This window comes from Pararhizobium sp. P1_E7 (genome assembly GCF_056405855.1).
This window is the reverse complement of record NZ_JBFUBH010000013.1, coordinates 31625-51384: the sequence shown is the minus strand read 5'-3', so window position 1 is coordinate 51384 and position 19760 is coordinate 31625. Positions and strand designations below refer to the sequence as shown.

23 protein-coding genes are annotated in these 19760 nt (G+C 61.9%); 13 read left to right on the top strand and 10 right to left on the bottom strand.

Annotation, left to right across the window (positions count from 1 at the left end; all coding sequences use genetic code 11):
• Nucleotides 1–48 precede the first annotated feature (48 nt).
• Together AC1D17_RS15180 and AC1D17_RS15175 are read right to left on the bottom strand one after the other, a co-directional pair.
• On the bottom strand, nt 49–948 hold the full coding sequence (locus AC1D17_RS15180; RefSeq protein ID WP_477566223.1) for a ribokinase: 900 nt from the start codon (nt 946–948) through the stop codon (nt 49–51).
• A 52-nt stretch (nt 949–1000) separates the two neighbouring features.
• Nucleotides 1001–2200, bottom strand: a complete 1200-nt coding sequence (locus tag AC1D17_RS15175) for a DNA recombination protein RmuC (protein ID WP_477566222.1) — start codon at nt 2198–2200, stop codon at nt 1001–1003.
• 144 nt (nt 2201–2344) lie between these two features.
• Between AC1D17_RS15175 and def the strand changes: the two genes are divergently transcribed.
• The 5 genes from def to truA all read left to right on the top strand — a co-directional run bounded on the left by def (nt 2345) and on the right by truA (nt 5342).
• Complete coding sequence (gene def / locus AC1D17_RS15170; RefSeq protein WP_477566221.1) at nt 2345–2869, top strand: peptide deformylase; 525 nt, start codon at nt 2345–2347, stop codon at nt 2867–2869.
• Between the two features lie 65 nt (nt 2870–2934).
• The gene (locus AC1D17_RS15165; RefSeq protein ID WP_477566220.1) at nt 2935–3222 is read left to right on the top strand and encodes a FitA-like ribbon-helix-helix domain-containing protein; all 288 of its coding nucleotides are present in this window, start codon (nt 2935–2937) and stop codon (nt 3220–3222) included.
• The gene (locus AC1D17_RS15160) at nt 3219–3641 is read left to right on the top strand and encodes a PIN domain-containing protein (protein WP_477566219.1); all 423 of its coding nucleotides are present in this window, start codon (nt 3219–3221) and stop codon (nt 3639–3641) included. The genes AC1D17_RS15165 and AC1D17_RS15160 overlap by 4 nt, the downstream gene beginning before the upstream one ends.
• A 22-nt stretch (nt 3642–3663) precedes the next feature.
• Complete coding sequence (gene fmt, locus AC1D17_RS15155) at nt 3664–4599, top strand: methionyl-tRNA formyltransferase (protein WP_477566218.1); 936 nt, start codon at nt 3664–3666, stop codon at nt 4597–4599.
• Complete coding sequence (gene truA, locus AC1D17_RS15150) at nt 4599–5342, top strand: tRNA pseudouridine(38-40) synthase TruA (RefSeq protein ID WP_477566217.1); 744 nt, start codon at nt 4599–4601, stop codon at nt 5340–5342. Before fmt ends, truA begins: the two co-directional genes overlap by 1 nt.
• A 9-nt stretch (nt 5343–5351) precedes the next feature.
• Here the strand turns inward: truA and AC1D17_RS15145 are convergent, their stop codons facing one another.
• From AC1D17_RS15145 to AC1D17_RS15135, 3 genes are all read right to left on the bottom strand, one after another.
• Nucleotides 5352–5948 (bottom strand): hypothetical protein, encoded by a 597-nt coding sequence (locus AC1D17_RS15145; RefSeq protein WP_477566216.1) that lies wholly within the window; start codon nt 5946–5948, stop codon nt 5352–5354.
• Nucleotides 5935–7128, bottom strand: a complete 1194-nt coding sequence (gene dapE / locus AC1D17_RS15140; RefSeq protein WP_477566215.1) for a succinyl-diaminopimelate desuccinylase — start codon at nt 7126–7128, stop codon at nt 5935–5937. Before dapE ends, AC1D17_RS15145 begins: the two co-directional genes overlap by 14 nt.
• A gap of 361 nt (nt 7129–7489) precedes the next feature.
• Nucleotides 7490–7648 carry a hypothetical protein gene (locus AC1D17_RS15135; RefSeq protein ID WP_477566214.1) on the bottom strand — a complete coding sequence of 53 codons (159 nt, stop codon included), beginning with the start codon at nt 7646–7648 and terminating at the stop codon, nt 7490–7492.
• A 622-nt stretch (nt 7649–8270) separates the two neighbouring features.
• Here AC1D17_RS15135 and greA point away from each other — a divergent pair.
• Nucleotides 8271–8753 carry a transcription elongation factor GreA gene (greA, locus tag AC1D17_RS15130; RefSeq protein WP_477566213.1) on the top strand — a complete coding sequence of 161 codons (483 nt, stop codon included), beginning with the start codon at nt 8271–8273 and terminating at the stop codon, nt 8751–8753.
• Between the two features lie 142 nt (nt 8754–8895).
• Nucleotides 8896–9369: a VOC family protein gene (locus AC1D17_RS15125; protein WP_264220956.1), complete on the top strand. Its 474-nt coding sequence runs from the start codon at nt 8896–8898 to the stop codon at nt 9367–9369.
• A 63-nt stretch (nt 9370–9432) separates the two neighbouring features.
• Here AC1D17_RS15125 and AC1D17_RS15120 read toward each other — a convergent pair whose 3' ends face one another.
• Entirely contained in the window at nt 9433–10164 is a 732-nt protein-coding gene (locus tag AC1D17_RS15120) for an SDR family NAD(P)-dependent oxidoreductase (protein WP_477566212.1), read from the bottom strand.
• 189 nt (nt 10165–10353) lie between these two features.
• On the opposite strand from AC1D17_RS15120, the gene AC1D17_RS15115 reads away from it, so the two are divergent.
• Nucleotides 10354–11262 (top strand): AraC family transcriptional regulator, encoded by a 909-nt coding sequence (locus tag AC1D17_RS15115; RefSeq protein ID WP_477566211.1) that lies wholly within the window; start codon nt 10354–10356, stop codon nt 11260–11262.
• 141 nt (nt 11263–11403) lie between these two features.
• On the top strand, nt 11404–12450 hold the full coding sequence (locus AC1D17_RS15110; RefSeq protein ID WP_477566210.1) for an aldo/keto reductase: 1047 nt from the start codon (nt 11404–11406) through the stop codon (nt 12448–12450).
• Nucleotides 12451–12702: 252 nt separating this feature from the next.
• Here the strand turns inward: AC1D17_RS15110 and AC1D17_RS15105 are convergent, their stop codons facing one another.
• Nucleotides 12703–13065 (bottom strand): DUF805 domain-containing protein, encoded by a 363-nt coding sequence (locus AC1D17_RS15105; RefSeq protein ID WP_477566209.1) that lies wholly within the window; start codon nt 13063–13065, stop codon nt 12703–12705.
• 5 nt (nt 13066–13070) lie between these two features.
• Nucleotides 13071–13928 carry a 2,3,4,5-tetrahydropyridine-2,6-dicarboxylate N-succinyltransferase gene (dapD, locus tag AC1D17_RS15100; protein ID WP_477566208.1) on the bottom strand — a complete coding sequence of 286 codons (858 nt, stop codon included), beginning with the start codon at nt 13926–13928 and terminating at the stop codon, nt 13071–13073.
• 206 nt (nt 13929–14134) lie between these two features.
• Between dapD and AC1D17_RS15095 the strand changes: the two genes are divergently transcribed.
• From AC1D17_RS15095 to AC1D17_RS15085, 3 genes are all read left to right on the top strand, one after another.
• Nucleotides 14135–15034, top strand: coding sequence for an LOG family protein (locus tag AC1D17_RS15095; protein ID WP_477566207.1), 900 nt, complete (start codon nt 14135–14137; stop codon nt 15032–15034).
• 119 nt (nt 15035–15153) lie between these two features.
• Complete coding sequence (locus tag AC1D17_RS15090; protein ID WP_477566206.1) at nt 15154–15558, top strand: hypothetical protein; 405 nt, start codon at nt 15154–15156, stop codon at nt 15556–15558.
• 63 nt (nt 15559–15621) lie between these two features.
• The gene (locus AC1D17_RS15085) at nt 15622–17004 is read left to right on the top strand and encodes a PepSY-associated TM helix domain-containing protein (protein ID WP_477566205.1); all 1383 of its coding nucleotides are present in this window, start codon (nt 15622–15624) and stop codon (nt 17002–17004) included.
• 120 nt (nt 17005–17124) lie between these two features.
• Here AC1D17_RS15085 and AC1D17_RS15080 read toward each other — a convergent pair whose 3' ends face one another.
• Both AC1D17_RS15080 and AC1D17_RS15075 read right to left on the bottom strand, forming a co-directional pair.
• Nucleotides 17125–17838, bottom strand: coding sequence for a pyrimidine 5'-nucleotidase (locus AC1D17_RS15080; RefSeq protein WP_477566204.1), 714 nt, complete (start codon nt 17836–17838; stop codon nt 17125–17127).
• Nucleotides 17839–17893: 55 nt separating this feature from the next.
• Nucleotides 17894–18619, bottom strand: coding sequence for a class I SAM-dependent methyltransferase (locus tag AC1D17_RS15075; RefSeq protein WP_477566203.1), 726 nt, complete (start codon nt 18617–18619; stop codon nt 17894–17896).
• Nucleotides 18620–18805: 186 nt separating this feature from the next.
• On the opposite strand from AC1D17_RS15075, the gene AC1D17_RS15070 reads away from it, so the two are divergent.
• Nucleotides 18806–19720 (top strand): EamA family transporter, encoded by a 915-nt coding sequence (locus tag AC1D17_RS15070; protein ID WP_477566202.1) that lies wholly within the window; start codon nt 18806–18808, stop codon nt 19718–19720.
• Nucleotides 19721–19760: the final 40 nt, after the last annotated feature.

Genomic DNA, 19760 nt, shown 5'->3' with positions numbered 1-19760 from the left:
CTTTCGCTGTCCTGATTGCGCAGCCGCCGATCTCCGGGTCGCAACCGGTCAGATTTTTAGATCAACCTCGGCGGCCTCTGGGATGGCCGGCTGCGCGCCGGGTTTCAGGCAGGCAAGCGAGCCGGCAACGGCGGCACGGCGCAAGGCTGCGCCGAAATCGATCCCGGCATCGAGACTGGCGGCGAAGTAACCGCAGAACGTATCGCCGGCGCCGACGGTATCGACTGGCTCGATCTTCAAGCCCTTTGCCCGATGGATATTGCCGTCGCGCACCGCAACGACACCCTCGGCACCCAGCGTCACGATGACGGTCTGGCCTGTTTCCGCTGAAAGCGTCCGCATGGCATCTTCACGCTCACCTGCCGAAAGCCCATCGCGGCCGGCGAGCAACTCGAATTCCGTCTCGTTGGCAACGACGATGTCCGCCATCCGGCCAAGCCGTGCGGCGTCCGAAGTCAGCGGCGCAATGTTGATGATCGAGGTGATGCCTTTGCTCTTGGCAGCCACGAGCGCCTTTTCCACCGAGGCCGGTGGAATTTCGAGCTGAAGCATCAGCGTATCGCCGGCGCTCATTGTCTCGACGGCGGATTGCGCATCCCCTGTGTTCACCGTGCCGTTGGCGCTGGCCACGACGACGATGACGTTTTCGCCGTCACCGCCGACAAGAATATGCGCGGTGCCAGTCGGTTCGCTGACAGTTTTTGTCAGCGACAGATCTGTGCCGGCCTGTTTCAACAGAGCCAATGCGCCATCGGCAAAACTGTCTGTCCCAACCGCACCGGCCATGCGAACGGTCGCTCCGGCCCGCCGCGCCGCCAGAGCCTGATTGGCGCCCTTGCCGCCGGCGGCGGTCGAAAAGCCTGTACCGGTCACGGTCTCGCCGGGCTTCGGCAGGCGTGCTGTGGTGGCGATCAGGTCCATGTTGATGGAACCAAAAACGGTGATCATGCGAAGCGTCTCCCGGGGCAGGCGATTTTTGCAGGGACAGTGCCCGACAGGGTCAGTCCTCGTCAACCACCCGCAGCTTCAATTGCCCGATGCGGGTGTCGAAGGATTTCTGATCCGGCTTGCCATCTGCGTCAGCGCCAGCTGTTTCGAGATCCAGCGCCTCGATGCGCGTGCCGCGCCGCTTGAGCTTTTCCGACGAAACCAGAATGTCGTCGACATCCTTCTGCGTGGTGAGGAAATGGCCGTGCAGCTTGCGCACCCGGTCGTCGAGCCGGGTCAGGTCCTCCATCAGCCGGATCACCTCGCCCTGGATCAAATGGGCCTGCTCGCGCATCCGGGCATCCCGCAGGATGGCCTGAATAACCTGGATCGACAGCATCAGCAGCGATGGCGAGACGATGACGATGCGCGACCGGTGCGCCTTCTGGACGATCCCTTCGAAATGCTCGTGGATCTCGGCGAAAATCGATTCGGAGGGAACGAAGAGGAAGGCCGTCTCCTGGGTCTCGCCGGGGATCAGGTACTTTGCCGAAATATCCCTGATATGCACTTCCATATCGCGGCGGAACTGTTGCTGCGCCTGGCGGATCATCTCCGGGTTTTCGGCACTGCGGATGGCGTTCCAGCCTTCGAGCGGAAATTTGGCATCGATGACCAGTACCGGCTGACCGTTCGGCATGCGGATCGTGCAGTCCGGCCGCGATCCGTTGGACAGTGTCGTCTGGAAGGCATAGGCCCCCATCGGCAAGCCGTCTGCGATGATCGTTTCCATGCGCGACTGGCCAAAGGCGCCACGCGTCTGTTTGTTGGACAGAATGCTCTGCAGTCCCGCCATGTCCTTGGCAAGCGACTGGATATTGGTTTGCGCCGTGTCGATCACCGCCAGCCGCTCCTGCAGCCGGCGCAGATTTTCGTGCGTTGCCTTCGTCTGTTCGGTAATCGACGTGCCGAGCCGGTGCGTCATGCCGTCGATCCGCTGGCTGATCGACTGGTTGAGCTCGGACTGGCGGGCGCCAAAAACATCGGCCATGGCCGCGATACGGCCCTGCATCTCCGTCTGCGCGGCCAGGAGCGCGGTCATGCGCTGCTCGGCGTCAACAGCCGATTGCCGGTCCCGGCGCCGTCCAAGCGCCATCGGGATGCCGGTCAACAGCAGGATGGCGACAGTGGCGAACAGGCACATGCCGAGAGTTATCGGGTAGGAGCCCAGAATGAAAAGCGGCTGATCGAGCGTGAGAATTGTTGGTTCCATCGGCATAGCCTAAGCGGATTCGCGGGCAGTGACCAGATCAAAGCATGAACATTGGTGAATCGATCGATACAAACTGCTGCATTTGCTGCAAAAATCTTGAAAACGAGAATTCCATCGGCGCCAAAGATCGGTTATGGGAGCCGGATGACCATCAAGCCGCTCATCATTCTCCCCGATCCCGTGCTGCGCCAGCTGTCCAAGCCGGTGGAAACGGTCGATGCCGATGTCCGCCGCCTGGCCGACGACATGCTGGACACAATGTATGACGCGCCGGGCATCGGCCTTGCCGCGATCCAGATCGGCATCCCGCGCCAGATGCTGGTGATCGACGTGTCGAAGGAGGGTGAGGAAAAGCAGCCGCTGGTTTTCATCAACCCGAAGGTACTGACCACATCCGACGAGCGGTCCGTCTACGAGGAAGGCTGCCTGTCGATCCCCGACTACTATGCCGAGGTAGAGCGGCCAGCGACGATTACGGTCGAATATATCGATCTCGAAGGAAAGCAGCTGACGGTCAAGGCCGACGGCCTTCTGGCGACTTGCCTGCAACACGAGATCGATCATCTGAACGGCGTGCTGTTCATCGACCACATCTCCAAGCTCAAGCGCGAAATGGTGATCCGCAAATTCACCAAGGCCGCCAAGACCCGCGGCGCCAAGGCGATCTGACGCTTCCATTGAAAATCCGGGCCTTTGGAACTATGATATCAGTGATATCACAGTGGAGGTTGCGCATGGGCGATCTGCTGATCCGAAATATCTCTGATGCTCTGAAGCGCGACATCGCCGCTGCGGCCGACCGCACCGGGCGCAGTCTTTCCGACGAAGCCAAGGAGCTTTTGCGTAAAGGGCTGATTGCCGAGAGCGGCATCAAGCCGGTGGAGGAACAGTCTGCCTACGATGTTCTGCGTGCGGCCGTCGCAGATTGCCTGATGACGGATGAAGAGCACGACGAGTTCATGGCCGCAATAGAAGAAAGCCGGAAGAACGACCTTGCGCGGCCGGGCTTTGAATTTGAATGATTGTTCTCGATACCAATATCGTGTCGGAAATTGCAAAGGTCACTATTCATCCGGCCGTGATAAAATGGCTTAGGCGAAGAAGCATGTTGGAACTCTTCGTCAGTGTCCCAACAGGAACGGAGCTTGCCTACGGCGCGGAGAAAGTTTTCATCCGGGATCGTTCGACTCGCTTCATTGCGATGATGGAAGAGACATTGGAGCGTCGGTTTTTCGGTCGAATACTCGGGTTTACAATGGAGAATGCCATCACGACGGGCCGGCTCCGTGCGAAGCGCGAAAGTGCCGGCCGCCCGATCTCGGTTCAGGACGCCATGATCGCCGCAATCTGCCTGTCGCATGATGCTACGCTTGCGACCCGCAACACAAAAGACTTCGAGGGGCTTGATTTGAAGCTCGTAAACCCGTTTGAAGAGGCTTGACCAGAACGGGGAACCGCGCACCATGCCGCTTCGCATCATCTTCATGGGAACGCCGGAGTTTTCGGTTCCGACATTGGCGGCGCTGGCTGAGGCGGGTCACAAGATTGTCGCTGTTTACACCCAGCCCCCGCGTCCGGGTGGACGCCGTGGCCTCGACCTGCAGAAATCGCCAGTGCATCAGGCCGCAGAGCTTTTGGGCATCGACGTGTTGACGCCGGTCAATTTCAAGGACGCCGCCGACCGCCAGACCTTTCGCGATTTCGACGCCGATGTCGCCGTCGTCGTGGCTTACGGCCTGCTGTTGCCGGAGGAGATTCTGAGCGGCACGAGGCTCGGCTGCTACAACGGCCATGCGTCGCTTCTGCCGCGCTGGCGCGGGGCGGCACCCATCCAGCGGGCGATCATGGCAGGTGACCATGAGACAGGGATGATGGTGATGAAAATGGACAAGGGGCTCGACACCGGCGATGTGGCGCTGACCAAGGTGGTGGCGATCGGCAGCGAAATGACGGCCGGCGAACTGCATGACAAGCTGATGCTGGCCGGCGCCGGCCTGATGAAGGAGGCGATGGACAAGCTCGATGGCGGCGACCTGCCGCTGACGCCGCAAACCGGGCATGGGGTGATCTATGCCGCCAAGATCAGCAAGGCGGAGACGCGGATCGATTTCAAGAGGACCGCCACCGAGGTTCACAATCACATTCGCGGCCTTTCTCCCTTTCCCGGCGCATGGTTCGAAATCCCGGCCGCCGGCAAGCCGGAACGCGTCAAGGTTCTCGCGTCCGTTGTTGAAAGGGTGGGCGGTGAAACCGGCACGGTCCTGTTCGATGACCTGACGATTGCCTGCGACAACGGTTCGGTGCGGTTGACCCGGCTGCAGAAGGCCGGCGGCAAGGTACTCGATGCGGATGATTTCAGGCGCGGCACGCCCATTCCCGCCGGCACAAGGCTTTCCTGATGCCGCGTTTCCGCATGACCATCGAATATGACGGCTCCAATTATGTCGGCTGGCAGCGGCAGGACAACGGTCCTTCGGTGCAGGGTGCCGTCGAAAAAGCGATCCTGGCTTTGACCCGCGAGCCTGCCTTGATCCGCGGTGCGGGGCGGACTGATTCGGGGGTGCATGCCCGTGGTCAGGTGGCGCATGTGGATCTCTCGCGGGCGTGGAAGCCGGAGACGTTGCGCAATGCATTGAACGCTTATCTCGGCCAGGCCGGGCAGCAGGTGTCGATCATCGAGACGGCGCAAGTGCCGGATGGTTTCGATGCCCGCTTTTCAGCGCTGAGACGGCATTATCTCTACCGCATCATTTCCCGGCCGTCGCCGCTGGCGCTGGAGGCGAAGCGTGCCTGGTGGGTGTCGAAGAAACTTGATCATGAGGCCATGCATGCGGCCGCCCAGATGCTGGTCGGCTATCACGATTTCACCACGTTCCGCTCCACCCATTGCCAGGCAAACAGCCCGTGGCGGACACTCGACCGGCTCGATGTGACGCGGGAGGCGGATGTCATCGAAATCCGCGCGACGGCGCAGAGTTTCCTGCACAACCAGATACGCTCGTTTGCCGGCACGTTGAAAATGGTCGGCGACGGGCGCTGGACGCCGGATGACGTGCGCGCCGCCCTGGAGGCGAAGGACCGCAAGGCGTGCGGTCCGGTCGCGCCGCCGGACGGACTTTATTTCATGCAGGTCGATTACTAACCCGGCGCGTTACACCGGCATCAGGCCGAGATAGCGTTGCAGGCCCTCGCCAAGCATCAAGGACGGCAGGATCAGCAGCGCCGAGAGTGCCACGGCCAGCAGCGTCTGGTTGCTGGTAATCGTCTTCATCAGCCGGAAGACAGCCGTGAAGGCCGCCATCAGCAGGATCAGCGACAAGAGGCTGGTCAGCCCCTCGCTGCCGGGCAGGATGAGGCGGATCGCCGCCGGGACTGCCATGACATAGAAGACCGGGACCCAAAGCCAGTTGGTGGCGATGATGATCACCGCCAGATGGTCGGCGTAATCGAGCGGCTTGGCGAGAACGGCCATCAGCACCAGCGGCAGGATCCAGGTAGCAAGATCGACCAGAAACAGCTTGAGAATGAAGAGTAGGCCCGCCCCGCTATCGACGGGCATGTTCGCCAGATAATAGAGGCGCCATGCCCCCCAGCTGACTGCCATGGCCGGCAGGCACCAGAGGAAAGCGGCAAAGGAGCGCMAGACGCCGATCGCTGTTATGTCGAGCCACTCGAGACCACTCCTGTCGCCCAGAACCAGCAGCCAGACGCCCTTCAGATAAGCAGCGATCTCCTCAATCTGCGGCATGGCCAAACCAGCGGCGGATGAAGGTTTCGTAGATCTGCGTCAGGGTTTCGAGATCGGCGACGGCGACGCGCTCGTCGACCATATGCATGGTCTGGCCGACAAGGCCAAACTCGACGACTGGGCAATAATCCTTGATGAAGCGCGCGTCCGACGTGCCGCCGGTGGTCGAAAGCTTCGGCTCGCGGCCGGTCACGGCTTCGACCGCGCCCGACAGCGATGCGATCAGGGAATTGTTGCGGGTGAGGAAGACATGGCTTGGCCGTTCGTTCCAGACGAGATCGTACCTGACCGGCGGGCGGCCCGGGCGCAGGGGGCTGTCCGTCGCGGCGCGATCGAGCCGGGCAATAATCTCGGCCTTCAGGCTGTCGGCATCCCAGGTGTCGTTGAAGCGGATATTGAAGCTTGCCGATGCCTTGGCCGGAATGACGTTGACCGCCTTGTTGGCCACGTCGATCGTCGTCACTTCGAGATTGGACGGCTGGAAATTGTCGGTACCGCCATCGAAGGGCGGGTCCATCAGGGCTTGCGTCAGGGCAAGAATGCCGCGCACCGGGCTGTCGGCCAGATGCGGATAGGCGGCATGGCCCTGGACGCCGTGCACGGTGACGGTGCCGGACAGGGAGCCGCGCCGGCCGATCTTGATCATGTCGCCGAGATGGTCCGGATTGGTCGGCTCGCCGACCAAGCAGGCATCCCAGCGCTCGCCCCTGGCGGCAGCCCATTCGAGCAGCTTGGTGGTGCCGTTGATGGCGGGGCCTTCCTCGTCGCCGGTGATCAGGAACGAGATCGAGCCCTCGGGCGCCCCATGCTTTTCGATGTGGCGGGCAACCGCGGCGGCGAAACAGGCGATGCCACCCTTCATGTCGACGGCGCCGCGGCCATACATTTGGCCATCGGCGATATCAGCCGAAAACGGACCGTGCGTCCAGGCGCTCTCATCGCCGACCGGCACGACATCGGTATGGCCGGCAAACATCAGATGCGGGCCGCCGGTGCCAAGCCGGGCGTAGAGGTTTTCGATATCCGGCGTGCCGTCCTCGGTCGCCATCACCCGATCGACGGCAAAGCCGAGCGGCTTCAGTATCGCTTCGAGAGCAGCCAGCGCGCCGCCTTCGGCAGGGGTCACGGAAGGGCAGCGGATCAGGGTGGAGAGATTGGCGACGGGATCGATAGCGGTCATCAAGAAAGCCTGTTGTTTCGCGGGGCTTGGTTTAGCCGATCCATGCGGGGCTGTCACGCGGTTAGCCGCTCTTGAGCGAGAGGTGAATCTATCTCTCCTTTCCTGTGGGGAGAGGGGGGCGATGTCTTTACCCTTCCCTTGAGGGGAAGGGTCGGAGCGAAGCTCCGGGGTGGCGTGATCTGCGGCATACTCGATGGATTGTGCTGTTCGCGGTGGTCACCCCCACCCGGCGCTTTGCGGCGACCTCTTCCCTCACGGGGGAGGTGGAACGGCTTTCAGCCACGCCCGGAAAATCCGTCGTGGGTTTGCTTGCATTCACTGACTTGGCCGGGGCGCTGGAAAGTGCCGTGACTAAGTTAGTTTATATGGCGCCTTCCAGCGCCCCGTTCAGTGGTGGTCGATGGGCAACTCCGGTTTCTCTGCGCGGATGATCGGCCGCCTTTTCCAGGGTGGCGCTGACGGTTTTCACCGCCGCGCCACGAAAGGCCTGTCTTTCGACACACCAGTCGCCGGTCCTCATGTGTGCCTCACAGGCACGCCCCGCCATTTTGCAGACGAGAGGGAAACCACTTTCTGACCATCCACCGGGCAAAGGCTTACGTCTGTCCCTCACCCGGCACCGGCCCCGTCTCACCGCTACGCCTAGCGGTCTAGCCGATGACAGGACGGGAAAGATGATGGCACAGGTTTTGGGGGCGGGGATTTGCGGGGATGATTTTTTTGACGGACGAAGGACAGCGACCGCGGACGGGATGGGGCGATAAGTGCTTGACTTAGAATGAAAGCTGCCCGGTATCGCTCATCAATACGGGAGTTGATCACATGAGTGGCCCGGCATCGAGGAGGCACATATTGTCCTCGGTCATCCTCGGGTCAAGCCCGAGGATGACGAGCTGCTGGGTAGCGGTTCCATGCGGCTCATGCGCCGTGTCTGAATTCCGTCCACAGCAGCGAGGATGGCGGGCACCGTTTATGGTATCCTTCATCCCTGGAGAACGATCCGGAACATGAGCCAGCGCAGGTTTTGGCGCAACATCGGCTCGCCATCCCTTGTCGTCCCATGCGTAGTTCTGCCAAACAGGGGGACAACAATGACCCGATGCGCCCGCAAGAGCGCATCGCGTCGAGACGGAGTTTTGAGATTGAGCGTTGCCTTCACCAAGGACGAGAGTGCCGAAACGGCTGCGGAAACCCTGTTGCCGGATCGTCCGATTTCCCCGCACCCGAACCGTGTGACGGAAGCCGGATTGAAGGCGCTGGAGCTGCAGCTTCAAGAGGCACGCGCGGCCTATGAGGCTGCAAGCACAATCGAGGACATCAATGAACGGCGGCGGCAGGCGGCAAATCCCTTGCGCGATATGCGCTATCTTGCGGCAAGGGTTCATACGGCAGAGGTTGTTCCCGCCCCGGCGTCGATCGACAAAGTGTCCTTCGGCAGCACGGTAACGTTCAGCCGCAACGACGGGCGCGTGCAGACCTATCGTATCGTCGGAGAGGACGAAGCCGATCCCAAGGCCGGATCGATTTCCTTCGTGTCGCCGGTGGCACGGCTTCTGACGGGCAAAGCTGCCGGCGATGTCGTGGGCGCGGGCGATCAGGAACTGGAAATCATCGCCATCGCTTAGAGTGCCCGCCGTCCTTTGTCCTTTGTCCATTTGACCGCCCGTGGCTATTGCCCGCGTGAAATGGCCTGGATGGGCTGGAAATGTTCGGTTCCACTCTTATTTCTGCCCGGATTTGGAAGACGAAGAGCGAAAGGACACTGCAATGGCAAAGAATACCATCTGCCTATGGTATGACAAAGATGCCGAGGCCGCCGCCCGTTTCTACGCCCAGACATTTCCCGACAGCGCAATGGGCGCTGTCATGCGTGCCCCTGGCGACTATCCGGACGGTAAACAGGGAGACGTGCTGGTTGTTGAATTCACCGTTGCGGGTGTTGCCTGTATCGGCCTGAATGGCGGTCCTGCATTCAAGCACAACGAAGCCTTCTCATTCCAGATCGCAACTGACGATCAGGAGGAAACCGATCGCTACTGGAACGCCATTGTCGGCAATGGCGGCCAGGAAAGTGAATGTGGCTGGTGCAAGGACAAGTGGGGTGTGTCCTGGCAGATTACACCGCGTGTCCTGACCGAAGCGATGGCGGCAGGCGGTGACCAGGCAAAGCGCGCCTTTGATGCGATGATGACCATGAAGAAGATCGATGTCGCAGTGATCGAAGCGGCTCGCCGCGGCTAGGCGCCCTTTTTGCCGGAGCATCCGCGGCGCAAACGCGGCTTTGATGGCTTTTTAGGGCGGCCGTCACCAGCCGCGCCAGCCGGCCGATGCCACCAGTTCGTTGCGGATGAAGGCGATGTCGTCGGAGGCGGCAAGGGTGCCTGCGCCGGGGAGACGGCTGCGGCGCAGCGATTTCAGGGTGGGAATGCGGCGTGCGGTCTTTTCGGGAAGATCGGGTTCGTGGAGGTCTTGCGCATCAAAGGTGGCCGAATCGACCGAGACAACGCGGATGCCACGCTCCGAAAATTCGCGGGCAAGGCCAAGGGTGAGCATGTCTATGGCGCCCTTGATGGTGGACTGCGTCTCTGCGTCCGGCGTCGTGCCGTCCGGCGTGGCACTGCCCGTCACGCTCATGTTGATGATGATGCCGCCTTTGCCGGCAAACTGGCGGGCCGCTTCCTGGCACATCAGGAATGTACCGAAGACATTGACGGCAAAGGCCCGATTGGCATCTGGCTGCGGCTCGACGCGGAAGACGGCGGCGCTGTTGACGACGATATCCGGCCTGCCGAAAATCTCTTTCGCGGCGCGGAAGATGCGCTTCACATCCTGCGATTTCGAGACATCGCCCTGAACCGCGACGGCCCGGCCGCCGCGCCGGACGATACCGGCAGCAACGCGGGATGCACCCTCGCTATCGGCGGCATCGTTGATCACGACGGCGGCACCTTCGGCTGCAAGGCGGGCAGCGACCCGAGCGGCTGGTCCATTGGCAGCGCCGGTGACGACGGCGGTTTTACCGGTCAATCTGGTCATGGCAAATATCCTTGATTGTTCGGATTGTTCATCCGATGTGCCAATCATGCGGCAGACCCGTGCTTCAGCGTTACAACGATACTCCGAGATTTATATGCGATCCTGCAAATGTGAAGGAGGGGACATTCCCCGGGCGGATTTTCCGGAGTAGCGTCGGATCAATCGAAACCAGGGCATCGTTTCCGCTCCATGCAGAACCAGACAGAACGCTTCGGTGAAATCGCTGCGATCATTTCGCGGCACACGTCGGGAACAGGCATGTTCACGACGGCGATCGAGAACCTGTTCTTCGGGCGCCAGACCGCGCCGACGAACCCTGTGCATCTCGCCCATCGTCCCGCTTTCGCGCTCATTGCCCAGGGTCAGAAAAGTGTCACGCTCGGGCAGGATGTCTATCATTACGGGGTCGGCGATTGTGTTGTGGTGTCGTTCGACCTGCCGGTTATCTCCCGGGTCAGCGTAGCCAGTCCGCAGGCGCCGCATCTGGGGCTTGGCATGGTGATCAATCCCGATCGGCTACGTGAGGTGCTGCAGAGGATCGCCGTTCCATCAGTCGCGGCAACCGCCGATGGCATGCGGGGTCTTGTCGTCCACAAGGCTTCGCCAGCTCTTGTGGACGCGACACTCCGGTATCTGAGACTCCTTGATACTCCGAACGACATTGCAGGCGTGGCTCCCCTCGTCGAACAGGAAATTCTCTATCGTCTTCTGACGGGACCCTACGGGCCACGGTTGATCCAGATTGCCACGGCCGACAGCCCGGGAAATCGGGTCGCCAAGGCGATCGCCTGGCTGCGCGAGCATTACGTCCGGCCGCTGCGGATCGAGGACCTTGCCGAGCATTGCGGCATGAGCGTTTCGTCGCTGCATCATCATTTCAAGGCGGTCGCGGCCATGACGCCGATGCAGTACCAGAAGCAGCTGCGGCTCAACGAAGCGCGCCGCCTGATGCTGGTGGAGAACCTGGACGCCGGAACCGCCGGGCACACGGTCGGCTACCAGAGCCCGTCGCAGTTCGGACTGGAATATACCCGTTTCTATGGCCAGTCACCGCTGCGCGACGTGGCGATGCTGCGAACCCAGGTCGCGGCCGAATAGCAAAACCGTTTGAACGCGCAGACCGGCGTTCGAAAAACCCCGGGGTGGCAACACAGCCGTTGCACCCTGCATGCCTGAAGACCCCGCCCGCGCTGCCGGGCCTTTCCGCCATCTCAAATCACAGAACTATGGAGCCTACCCATGCGTTACAATCAGCTTGGCAATACCGGCCTGTTCGTTTCCGAAATCTGCCTGGGGACGATGACCTTCGGCGCCGCGGGGGGCGGCATGTGGGGTGCGATCGCCGATGTCGATCAGGATGCGGCCGACCGGATCGTCGAGCGGTCGCTCGCGGCCGGCGTCAATTTCATCGATACGGCCGATGTCTATTCGGCCGGTGAATCCGAACGGCTGCTCGGGCAGTCGCTGATCAATCTGGGGATCGACCGCAAGGATGTGGTCATCGCCACCAAGGTCTTCGGCCAGATGGGCGATGGGCCGAACGATCGCGGCGCCTCGCGCGGCCATATCATGGATTCGGTCGAGGCGAGCCTTGAGCGGCTGCAGATGGACCATATCGATCTCTACCAGATCCACGGCACCGATACGGTGACGCCGATCGACGAGACGCTGCGGGCGCTGGACGATCTGGTTTCGGGCGGACTGGTTCGCTATGTCGGCATGTCAAACTGGCAGGCCTGGCGGATCGCCAAGGCGCTCGGCGTCTCCGAGCGCCGGGGCTTTGCCCGGTTCGAGACGCTGCAGGCCTACTATTCGATCGCCGGGCGCGATCTGGAGCGGGACATCGTGCCGCTGCTCAATGAAGAAAAGATGGGGCTGATGGTCTGGTCTCCGCTCGCCGGCGGGCTCTTGTCAGGCAAGTATGGACCGGGCGCGCCGGGCAATGGCGAGGGCCGCCGGGCGAGCTTCGATTTTCCGCCGGTCGACAAGGACCGCGCCTGGGCCTGCGTTGCCGCCATGCGCGAGGTTGCGGAAAAGCACGGTGCCAGCGTCGCCGAGGTGGCGCTCGCCTTCATCCTGGCCAAACCCTTCGTCACCAGCGTCATCATCGGTGCCAAGCGGGTGGAGCAGCTGGATGAAAACCTGAAGGCGGTGAAGCTTAGGCTCGATGCCGGCGATCTGGCCCAGCTGAACGATGTCAGCGCGCTGCCGCCGGAATATCCGGGCTGGATGCTCGAGCGGCAGGGAGCAGCGCGCCGGCCGCAACCGTTTGAACCGAAGGCTTGATGCCGCAGGACACGACGACGTATTTCTGCGCTGAGTTACCCCTCATCCCAGCCCTCTTCCCGCCCGCGGGGAGAGGGGACGACGGAGTTTGCCGCGGGTCCCTTCTCCCCGTCAAAAGGTGCCCGAAGGGCGGGTGAGGGGCTGTCGTATGCTGTCTCATGACGTGCAGCACCGTAAGTCTGCTGCAGAATGCCGACAGGCGGCGGCATGGCCATCGAACAAGCCGCCATGCGGGCTGCCTAATCCTGCCCGCTATTCGCGGCCGTAGTCGTTTGGTCCATCGGTGCCAGGCCACAGGCAAAGTGCGAGGAAGAGGACCGGGCTGAGCACGGGAATGAACAGGCAGATGGCGAGCTGGCCGGGATAGCCGATATCGTGCAGGCGCTTGATCGTCATGAGCGCGATCGAGGCTGTGGAGACAAGCGCGTCAACGACCAGGATCAGGGTCCAGAGCGCCAGCGCAACATCGTTTCCCTGATTGGCGAACATGCGGGTGAGGACGAAGCCGCTCATTGCGGCCCAGAACAGCCAGCCGAGGAAATAGGGCAGGCGGCTGACGCGGCCGGAGGGGCTGAAGAACAACCAGGACATGCTCCGCTGCCCCTCCGTGGTCATGGTGATCAGTCTCGCAAAAGTTCGTTGATGCCGGTCTTCGAGCGGGTCTTCTCGTCGACGCGCTTGACGATGACGGCACAATAGAGGTTCGGCGCGGCCACGCCGTTCGGCATGACGGCGCCCGAGCCCATCGAGCCGGCAACGACGACGGAATAGGGCGGTACCTCGCCATAGGTCACTTCGCCGGTGGCGCGGTCGACGATCTTGGTCGACTTGCCGATGAATACGCCCATGCCGAGCACAGAGCCTTCGCGCACGATGCAGCCTTCGACCACTTCCGAGCGGGCGCCGATGAAGCAATTGTCTTCGATGATCGTCGGACCGGCCTGCATCGGTTCCAGAACGCCGCCAATGCCGACGCCGCCGGAAAGGTGCACATGCTTGCCGATCTGGGCGCAGGAGCCGACGGTTGCCCAGGTATCGACCATCGTGCCTTCGCCGACATAGGCGCCGAGATTGACGAAGGACGGCATCAGGATGGCGTTGGGCGCGATATAGGCCGAGCGGCGGACGACCGCGTTCGGCACGGCGCGGAAGCCGGCTTCACGGAACTGGTTTTCGCCCCAGCCTTCGAACTTCGAGGGAACCTTGTCCCACCAGGTCGATTGGCCAGAACCGCCCTTGACGACCGCCATGTCGTTCAGCCGGAAGGACAGGAGAACGGCCTTTTTCAGCCACTGATTGACCGTCCAGTTACCATCAGCGCCGCGTTCGGCAACGCGCACCTTGCCGCCGTCGAGCAGATCAAGTGCCGTATCCACCGCATCGCGAATCTCGCCCTTGGTATGGATGGTGACGCTATCGCGGTTGTCGAAAGCGGTGTCGATGGTCTGCGACAGGGAGGCGAGATCATGGGTCGTCATCGGAATTCCTTAAACTTCGGCGTCTATCGTAACCTGCTCTAGAGCATGATTCCGAAAAATTGAAGTGGTTTTCGGTTGCGGTCGGCGGTGGATGAGGGTGTATGTCCCGGAATGGGTGCGGGTGATTTGATCCGTAGCAACCGGGATGTTGAAAGGAGCATCCGGCAGCGATGATTTGCGGCCGGTTTGCGGCAGGAAAGTTTGACATGGCAAGAATGAAGAAGCGGAATCTGCGGCGCAAGGATGGGGTCTGGGACCCTTTGGTCGACAGCCAGCAGACGCGCCAGCGCGCGGCAGGCGTTCCGCAGACACCACAATCGATGTCGCCCTCCTACAGGCTCGCCTATACGGATGATGATTTCATGGCCCGTGAAGAGCTGCGCCCCGTCCGGCTGCAGCTGGAACTGCTGAAGCCGGAAATGATCATGGCCGAGCGCGGCATCAACTCGACGGTGGTGATGTTCGGCGGTGCCCGCATTCCCGAGCCCGGCGGCGACGCCTGGGCGGCGAAGAACGAGATCCAGCGCCAGAACCTGACGGCTGCCTCGGTCTATTACGACGAGGCGCGGAAATTCGCCCGCCTCTGCTCGCAGCATTCGGCGCAGACGCACTACAAGGAATATGTCGTGACCACCGGCGGCGGACCGGGTGTGATGGAGGCCGGCAATCGCGGTGCCGACGATATCGGCGCGCCGTCGATCGGGCTGAACATCGTGCTTCCGCACGAGCAGGCGCCCAATCGCTATGTGACGCCGGACCTGTCGTTCAACTTCCACTACTTCGCCATCCGCAAGATGCACTTCCTGTTGCGGGCCAAGGCTGTCGTGGTCTTTCCGGGCGGTTTCGGCACGCTCGATGAACTGTTCGAGACCATCACGCTGATGCAGACAGGCCGCATGGCCCTGGTGCCGCTGATCCTGTTCGGTGAGAAATTCTGGCGTACGGTGGTGAATTTCGAGGCGCTGGCCGAGTTCGGCACGATCGCACCGAATGATGTCGATCTGCTCCAGTTCGTCGAAACCGCCGAGGAGGCCTGGGAGATCATCGCGAAATTCTACGAGACAGTCGATCCGGCAAAGGTGCCGGTCGCATCCGGCGTGCGGTAAACGGTCGCGATCCTGTCATGTCCGGCCCGTGCCCGAGCCAAACGGCGCGGGCTGCGTTTTCCCGGCCACCGGCTTTCTGTCGCAGTGACAGGCGGCCGCTGCTGTGGCAATGAGCCTTCATGAAAACCCTGCGGCTTGTCTTGAGAGATAGAGTGTCGGCCGGCGCCATTGCGGTGCTGTTCGCTGCCATGCTTTTGATGCAGGGGCTTCTGGCCGGTGTCGCCAACGGAACGATGGCAAGCGCTGCCGTCGATCCGTTCAATATCCTCTGCATCGCGCACGAGGACGGGCCGCAACACAGCCTGCCCGATGGTGGGCCGGACAAGGCCGCCCACGACCTGTGCGCCACGCTCTGTCAGCTGGCGGCGGGTTACACGCCGGCGCTGCCCGGCCGTTCCGTAGACATCGCTGCTCCTGTCTTCAGCGGCGCGGCCGAAATCTATTTCGCGGCCAAGTCTGCGCCCCGGGCCGCCATTCGCAGTTTCTTCGCTGAAGCCAGGGCTCCTCCGACCATCTCCGCATGACGTAGTCAATCACGGCTGCGCGCCTCGCGCCGGCCGGCATTTTCGCTCATCTGGAGATACTTCATGTCCGATTTTACCATCGGCCGCGTCAGCGCCGCTATTGCGGTGCGTTCGCCGTCCGATCTCTACCGCGCTGTCTGGCGCTGGCATTTCTACGCAGGCCTGCTCGTCCTGCCATTCCTGATCACGCTTGCCGTCACCGGCGCGCTCTACCTGTTCCGCGACGAGCTCGATGGTCTTGTTTACGCCGACCTGAAACGCGTCGAAATTCAGGAAAGCGGTGCGACGGCCGCGCCGTCGGCGATGGTTGCGGCAGCGCTTGCCGCCTATCCCGGCAAGGCTGTCAAGTATATCGATCCGCCTTCACCGGCGGGTTCTGCCGAGATCACCGTCAGCACGCCAGCGGCCGGAAAGCTGGCAGTTTACGTCAACCCCTATGACGGCAGGGTGCTGGGGACGCTTCCCGATCGCGGTACCATCATGTGGACCATTCGCACCCTGCACAGTCTCAAGTATTTCGGCTCGTTTGCGCGGGCGCTGATCGAGATCGCCGCGGGCTGGTCGGTGCTTCTGGTCGCCACCGGTATCTATCTGTGGTGGCCGCGCAGTCAGACGGGCGGGGTCTTGAGCGTGCGCGGCACGCCGAAACGGCGGGTATTCTGGCGCGATACCCATGCGGTCAGCGGCATCTTCGTCGGCTTCTTCATCGTCTTTTTGGCGGTGACCGGCATGCCCTGGTCCGGAGTCTGGGGCGAGAAGGTCAACGAATGGGCGAATGGCAGCAATTTCGGCTATCCGGCCGGCGTGCGCACGTCCGTGCCGATGTCCGGCGACCATCTCGATCATGTTGCCAAGACCACGTGGTCGCTGGAGCAGGCACAGGTGCCGCAGTCGTCAGGGCATGGCGCAACGGCAATCAGTCTCGATCAGGCCGTCGCCATCTTTGACAAGCTCGGTCTGCATGATGGTTATGCGGTGAATATCCCGATGAAGCCGGAAGGCGTCTATACCGGTTCCGTCTATCCGGATGATGTGTCTGAGCAGCGGGTGGTGCATCTCGACCAGTATAGCGGCGAGCCGCTGATCGATATGAGCTATGCCGATTACGGCCCGCTCGGCAAGGCGCTGGAATGGGGCATCAATGTTCACATGGGGCAGGAGTTCGGGCTCGTGAACCAACTGGTGCTGCTCGCCGCATGCATGGCCATCGTCCTGCTGGCGGTTTCGGCTGCGGTCATGTGGTGGAAGCGCCGGCCGAAGGGCTCGCTCGGCGTGCCGCCGATGCCGGCGGACAAGCGGGTGTTTCGCGGCCTGATCGCGCTTCTGGCCATCGGCGGCATCATCTTTCCGCTTGTCGGTCTCTCGCTGGTGGTGATGCTGGTGCTGGACTGGAGCTATCCGCACTTTCGCCGTGCGATCCGCTTTGCGCCGCCGTCCGGGGCGTGATCTGCGAACAAGAAAGACGCCCCGGCCGTTGGCTGGCCGGGGCGCAGTTAAGCTTTGGTAGTTCAAGCCTTTGATAGTAAGGGGACTTTCCGTGTCGAAACTGTGTTTCGACACGGCAAATCAGCCTTCTGATACAAGCCGTCTGAGGAAGCCCGTCAGGTCTTCGGTGACGTAATCGACCTGGGCATCGCCATCCTCGGTCTTCTCCCAGGCTTCGGCAAACTCATATTCGAAATTGCGCGGCACCAGCAGAACCGTCTTCATGCCAAGCATCTTCGGCACGACCAGATTGCGCGGCAGGTCCTCGAACATCGCGGCGTGCCTGGTGTCGACCCGGTGCAGGCTCATGAACTTGTGATAGGTGTCGCCGGCTGGCTTCGGCACATATTCGGCTGCGACGATATCGAAAATGTCGTCGAAATGGTCGAGGATGCCAAGCGCCCGCGCCGTCATCTCGGCGTGCTTGACGCTGCCATTGGTGAAGATGAACTTGCGGCCCGGCAGCGCCTTGATCGCCTCGCCAAGCGCCGGGTCGGCCGGAACGACGGAATAGTCGATCGCATGCGCCTTCTGTAGGAAATCGTTGGGATCGATGCCGTGATGGATCATCAGGCCCTGCAGCGTGGTGCCGTGATCGCGGTAATATTCCTTCTGCAGCGCCTTGGCCGAAACCGGGTCCAGCGTCAAAAGGGCTGCAACATAGGCCGTCATGTTGCGGTCGATCTGCGAGAACAGATTGACGTGATGCGGATAGAGCGTGTTGTCGAGATCGAACACCCAGTCGGTGACATGGGCGAAATCGGCTTTGGTCGGCAGGCGGTCGAGCTGTGTCATGGGCGCGTTATGCCATGGGTCGCGGCGGACGCAAATGGGAAATATGTCGCGCCGGTCAGGCCGCCCTGACGATGAAGACGATTTCCTCGGAGGAGGCTTCGTCGAAGGGCTCCAGCAGCCAGCCGCCGTAAACGGCTTCGGCCCGCAAGCCGGAAGCTGTCAGCCGGTCTTCGATCTCCGCCCGCGGCAGGAAGAGTAACTCACTGGAGGAGACGAGTGTGCGGCCGGCCATCGCATAACGGGTATCGAAAGCAATGCGGCGGTTGGCCATGTGTGAGACCCGGCGCGACTGGCGGACGGTTTGTCCATCGGCTTCAAGATCGGCATCCCGGTTCCAGCGGGCCGGCCAGTCGATGGCGGGGTTGCGGCTTTCGAACGCGATCATGCCGCCCGGCGCAAGATGCTGGCGCATCGTTGCCAGGGCCGCAAGGATATCACTGTCTTCGAGAAAGACCTGGAAGGCGTGGCCGGTCATGATGATCAGATCGAACCGTTTGGGCGAATGGAAATCCTGCGCTGAAGATTGCACCCATTCGATCCGCGTGCCGTTGGGCTTCTGCCGGGCGATATCGAGCATGGCCTTGGCCGGATCGACGCCGGTGACCGCGTGGCCCTGAGCGGCATAGGCATCGCAGAGCAGCCCGGTGCCGCAGCCGAGATCGAGAACGCGTCTGGACTTCTGGCCGGCCAGCGCCAGATAGAAATCCCGGTCGCTCGACCAGCCGCTGTCGAGATCGTAGAGTTCCGCCAGCGATGGCTCTTCATAGTGCAGGTCGGGCATCAGGCGTCCTTGGTCGAAATTGTGCTGAGAAAGCTAACCCGGCGCATGAGCTGTGCAAGGTTGGAGCCCGGTTGTCACAGGTTTGCGATGGAAACAGGAGCAGCCTTGTTGCTCAAAGGCGACAATGGTTCGGTTGTACGACGCGGGGCGATGGATTCCGGGCCCCGGGCATGGTAGCCCGCAGGGATGCAAACCTGGATCGTCATTACCATCGCGGCTGCCTTCCTGCAGAACATCCGCTCCGCCATACAAAAACACCTGAAGGGTGTCATGGGTACGACCGGAGCGACCTTCGTGCGCTTCGGTTATGGCGTGCCGTTCGCGTTGTTTTATCTCACGATTCTGTGGCGCGGTTTCGACCGGCCGCTGCCGGTTCCAGATGGGCATTTCTTTCTCTGGGCGGTGGTCGGCGGGCTGTCGCAGATCGCTGCGACCTTCCTTCTTGTGCACCTGTTTTCCTTCCGCAACTTCGCAGTCGGAACGGCCTATTCGCGCACCGAGCCGGCGCAGGCGGCATTGTTCGGGCTGATCTTTCTCGGCGAGGCGGCAAGCCGGGGAACGCTGGTTGCTATCGCCATCTCCGTCGTCGGGGTGATGATCATCTCGGTGGCGCGCACGCCGCTCAGCGTCAGATCGCTGGTGACATCGGTTTTCACCCGGACGGCGGGAATAGGGCTGCTGTCCGGCACGTTCTTCGGCCTGTCGGCGGTGTCTTACCGGTCCGCGTCGCTGGCGCTGGCGCCGAGCCTGCCCGAGCCGGATTTCGTCATGCAGGCGAGTTTCACGCTTGGCTTCGTCATCCTGTTGCAGACCGCGACGATGCTTGCCTGGATCCTGATCCGCGAGCCGGCGGAATTGAAGCGCGTGATCGCCGCCTGGCGGCCGGGCCTGCTGGTCGGGTTTGCCGGCGCGTCGGCCTCGTTCGGCTGGTTCATGGCGATGACGCTGCAGCAGGCGGCGATCGTCAAGGTGGTGGCGCAGGTGGAAATGCTGTTCACCTTTGCATCGGCCGTGTTCATCTTCCGCGAATGGATCAACAAGCTGGAGGTTATCGGCTGCCTGCTGATCGTGCTTGGCGTGGTGATGCTGCTGGTGATTTAGAGCCTCATTTATGGTGCGAGGCACGAACCTCAACAGATCC

What these genes read in the sequence shown, in the direction of transcription:
- AC1D17_RS15180 (WP_477566223.1), bottom strand. Translation starts at nt 948, where the DNA reads ATGATCACCGTTTTTGGTTCCATCAACATGGACCTGATCGCCACCACA.
- AC1D17_RS15175 (WP_477566222.1), bottom strand. Translation starts at nt 2,200, where the DNA reads ATGGAACCAACAATTCTCACGCTCGATCAGCCGCTTTTCATTCTGGGC.
- def (WP_477566221.1), top strand. Translation starts at nt 2,345, where the DNA reads ATGACCATCAAGCCGCTCATCATTCTCCCCGATCCCGTGCTGCGCCAG.
- AC1D17_RS15165 (WP_477566220.1), top strand. Translation starts at nt 2,935, where the DNA reads ATGGGCGATCTGCTGATCCGAAATATCTCTGATGCTCTGAAGCGCGAC.
- AC1D17_RS15160 (WP_477566219.1), top strand. Translation starts at nt 3,219, where the DNA reads ATGATTGTTCTCGATACCAATATCGTGTCGGAAATTGCAAAGGTCACT.
- fmt (WP_477566218.1), top strand. Translation starts at nt 3,664, where the DNA reads ATGCCGCTTCGCATCATCTTCATGGGAACGCCGGAGTTTTCGGTTCCG.
- truA (WP_477566217.1), top strand. Translation starts at nt 4,599, where the DNA reads ATGCCGCGTTTCCGCATGACCATCGAATATGACGGCTCCAATTATGTC.
- dapE (WP_477566215.1), bottom strand. Translation starts at nt 7,128, where the DNA reads ATGACCGCTATCGATCCCGTCGCCAATCTCTCCACCCTGATCCGCTGC.
- AC1D17_RS15135 (WP_477566214.1), bottom strand. Translation starts at nt 7,648, where the DNA reads ATGAGGACCGGCGACTGGTGTGTCGAAAGACAGGCCTTTCGTGGCGCG.
- AC1D17_RS15125 (WP_264220956.1), top strand. Translation starts at nt 8,896, where the DNA reads ATGGCAAAGAATACCATCTGCCTATGGTATGACAAAGATGCCGAGGCC.
- AC1D17_RS15120 (WP_477566212.1), bottom strand. Translation starts at nt 10,164, where the DNA reads ATGACCAGATTGACCGGTAAAACCGCCGTCGTCACCGGCGCTGCCAAT.
- AC1D17_RS15115 (WP_477566211.1), top strand. Translation starts at nt 10,354, where the DNA reads ATGCAGAACCAGACAGAACGCTTCGGTGAAATCGCTGCGATCATTTCG.
- AC1D17_RS15110 (WP_477566210.1), top strand. Translation starts at nt 11,404, where the DNA reads ATGCGTTACAATCAGCTTGGCAATACCGGCCTGTTCGTTTCCGAAATC.
- AC1D17_RS15105 (WP_477566209.1), bottom strand. Translation starts at nt 13,065, where the DNA reads ATGACCACGGAGGGGCAGCGGAGCATGTCCTGGTTGTTCTTCAGCCCC.
- dapD (WP_477566208.1), bottom strand. Translation starts at nt 13,928, where the DNA reads ATGACGACCCATGATCTCGCCTCCCTGTCGCAGACCATCGACACCGCT.
- AC1D17_RS15095 (WP_477566207.1), top strand. Translation starts at nt 14,135, where the DNA reads ATGGCAAGAATGAAGAAGCGGAATCTGCGGCGCAAGGATGGGGTCTGG.
- AC1D17_RS15090 (WP_477566206.1), top strand. Translation starts at nt 15,154, where the DNA reads ATGAAAACCCTGCGGCTTGTCTTGAGAGATAGAGTGTCGGCCGGCGCC.
- AC1D17_RS15085 (WP_477566205.1), top strand. Translation starts at nt 15,622, where the DNA reads ATGTCCGATTTTACCATCGGCCGCGTCAGCGCCGCTATTGCGGTGCGT.
- AC1D17_RS15080 (WP_477566204.1), bottom strand. Translation starts at nt 17,838, where the DNA reads ATGACACAGCTCGACCGCCTGCCGACCAAAGCCGATTTCGCCCATGTC.
- AC1D17_RS15075 (WP_477566203.1), bottom strand. Translation starts at nt 18,619, where the DNA reads ATGCCCGACCTGCACTATGAAGAGCCATCGCTGGCGGAACTCTACGAT.
- AC1D17_RS15070 (WP_477566202.1), top strand. Translation starts at nt 18,806, where the DNA reads ATGCAAACCTGGATCGTCATTACCATCGCGGCTGCCTTCCTGCAGAAC.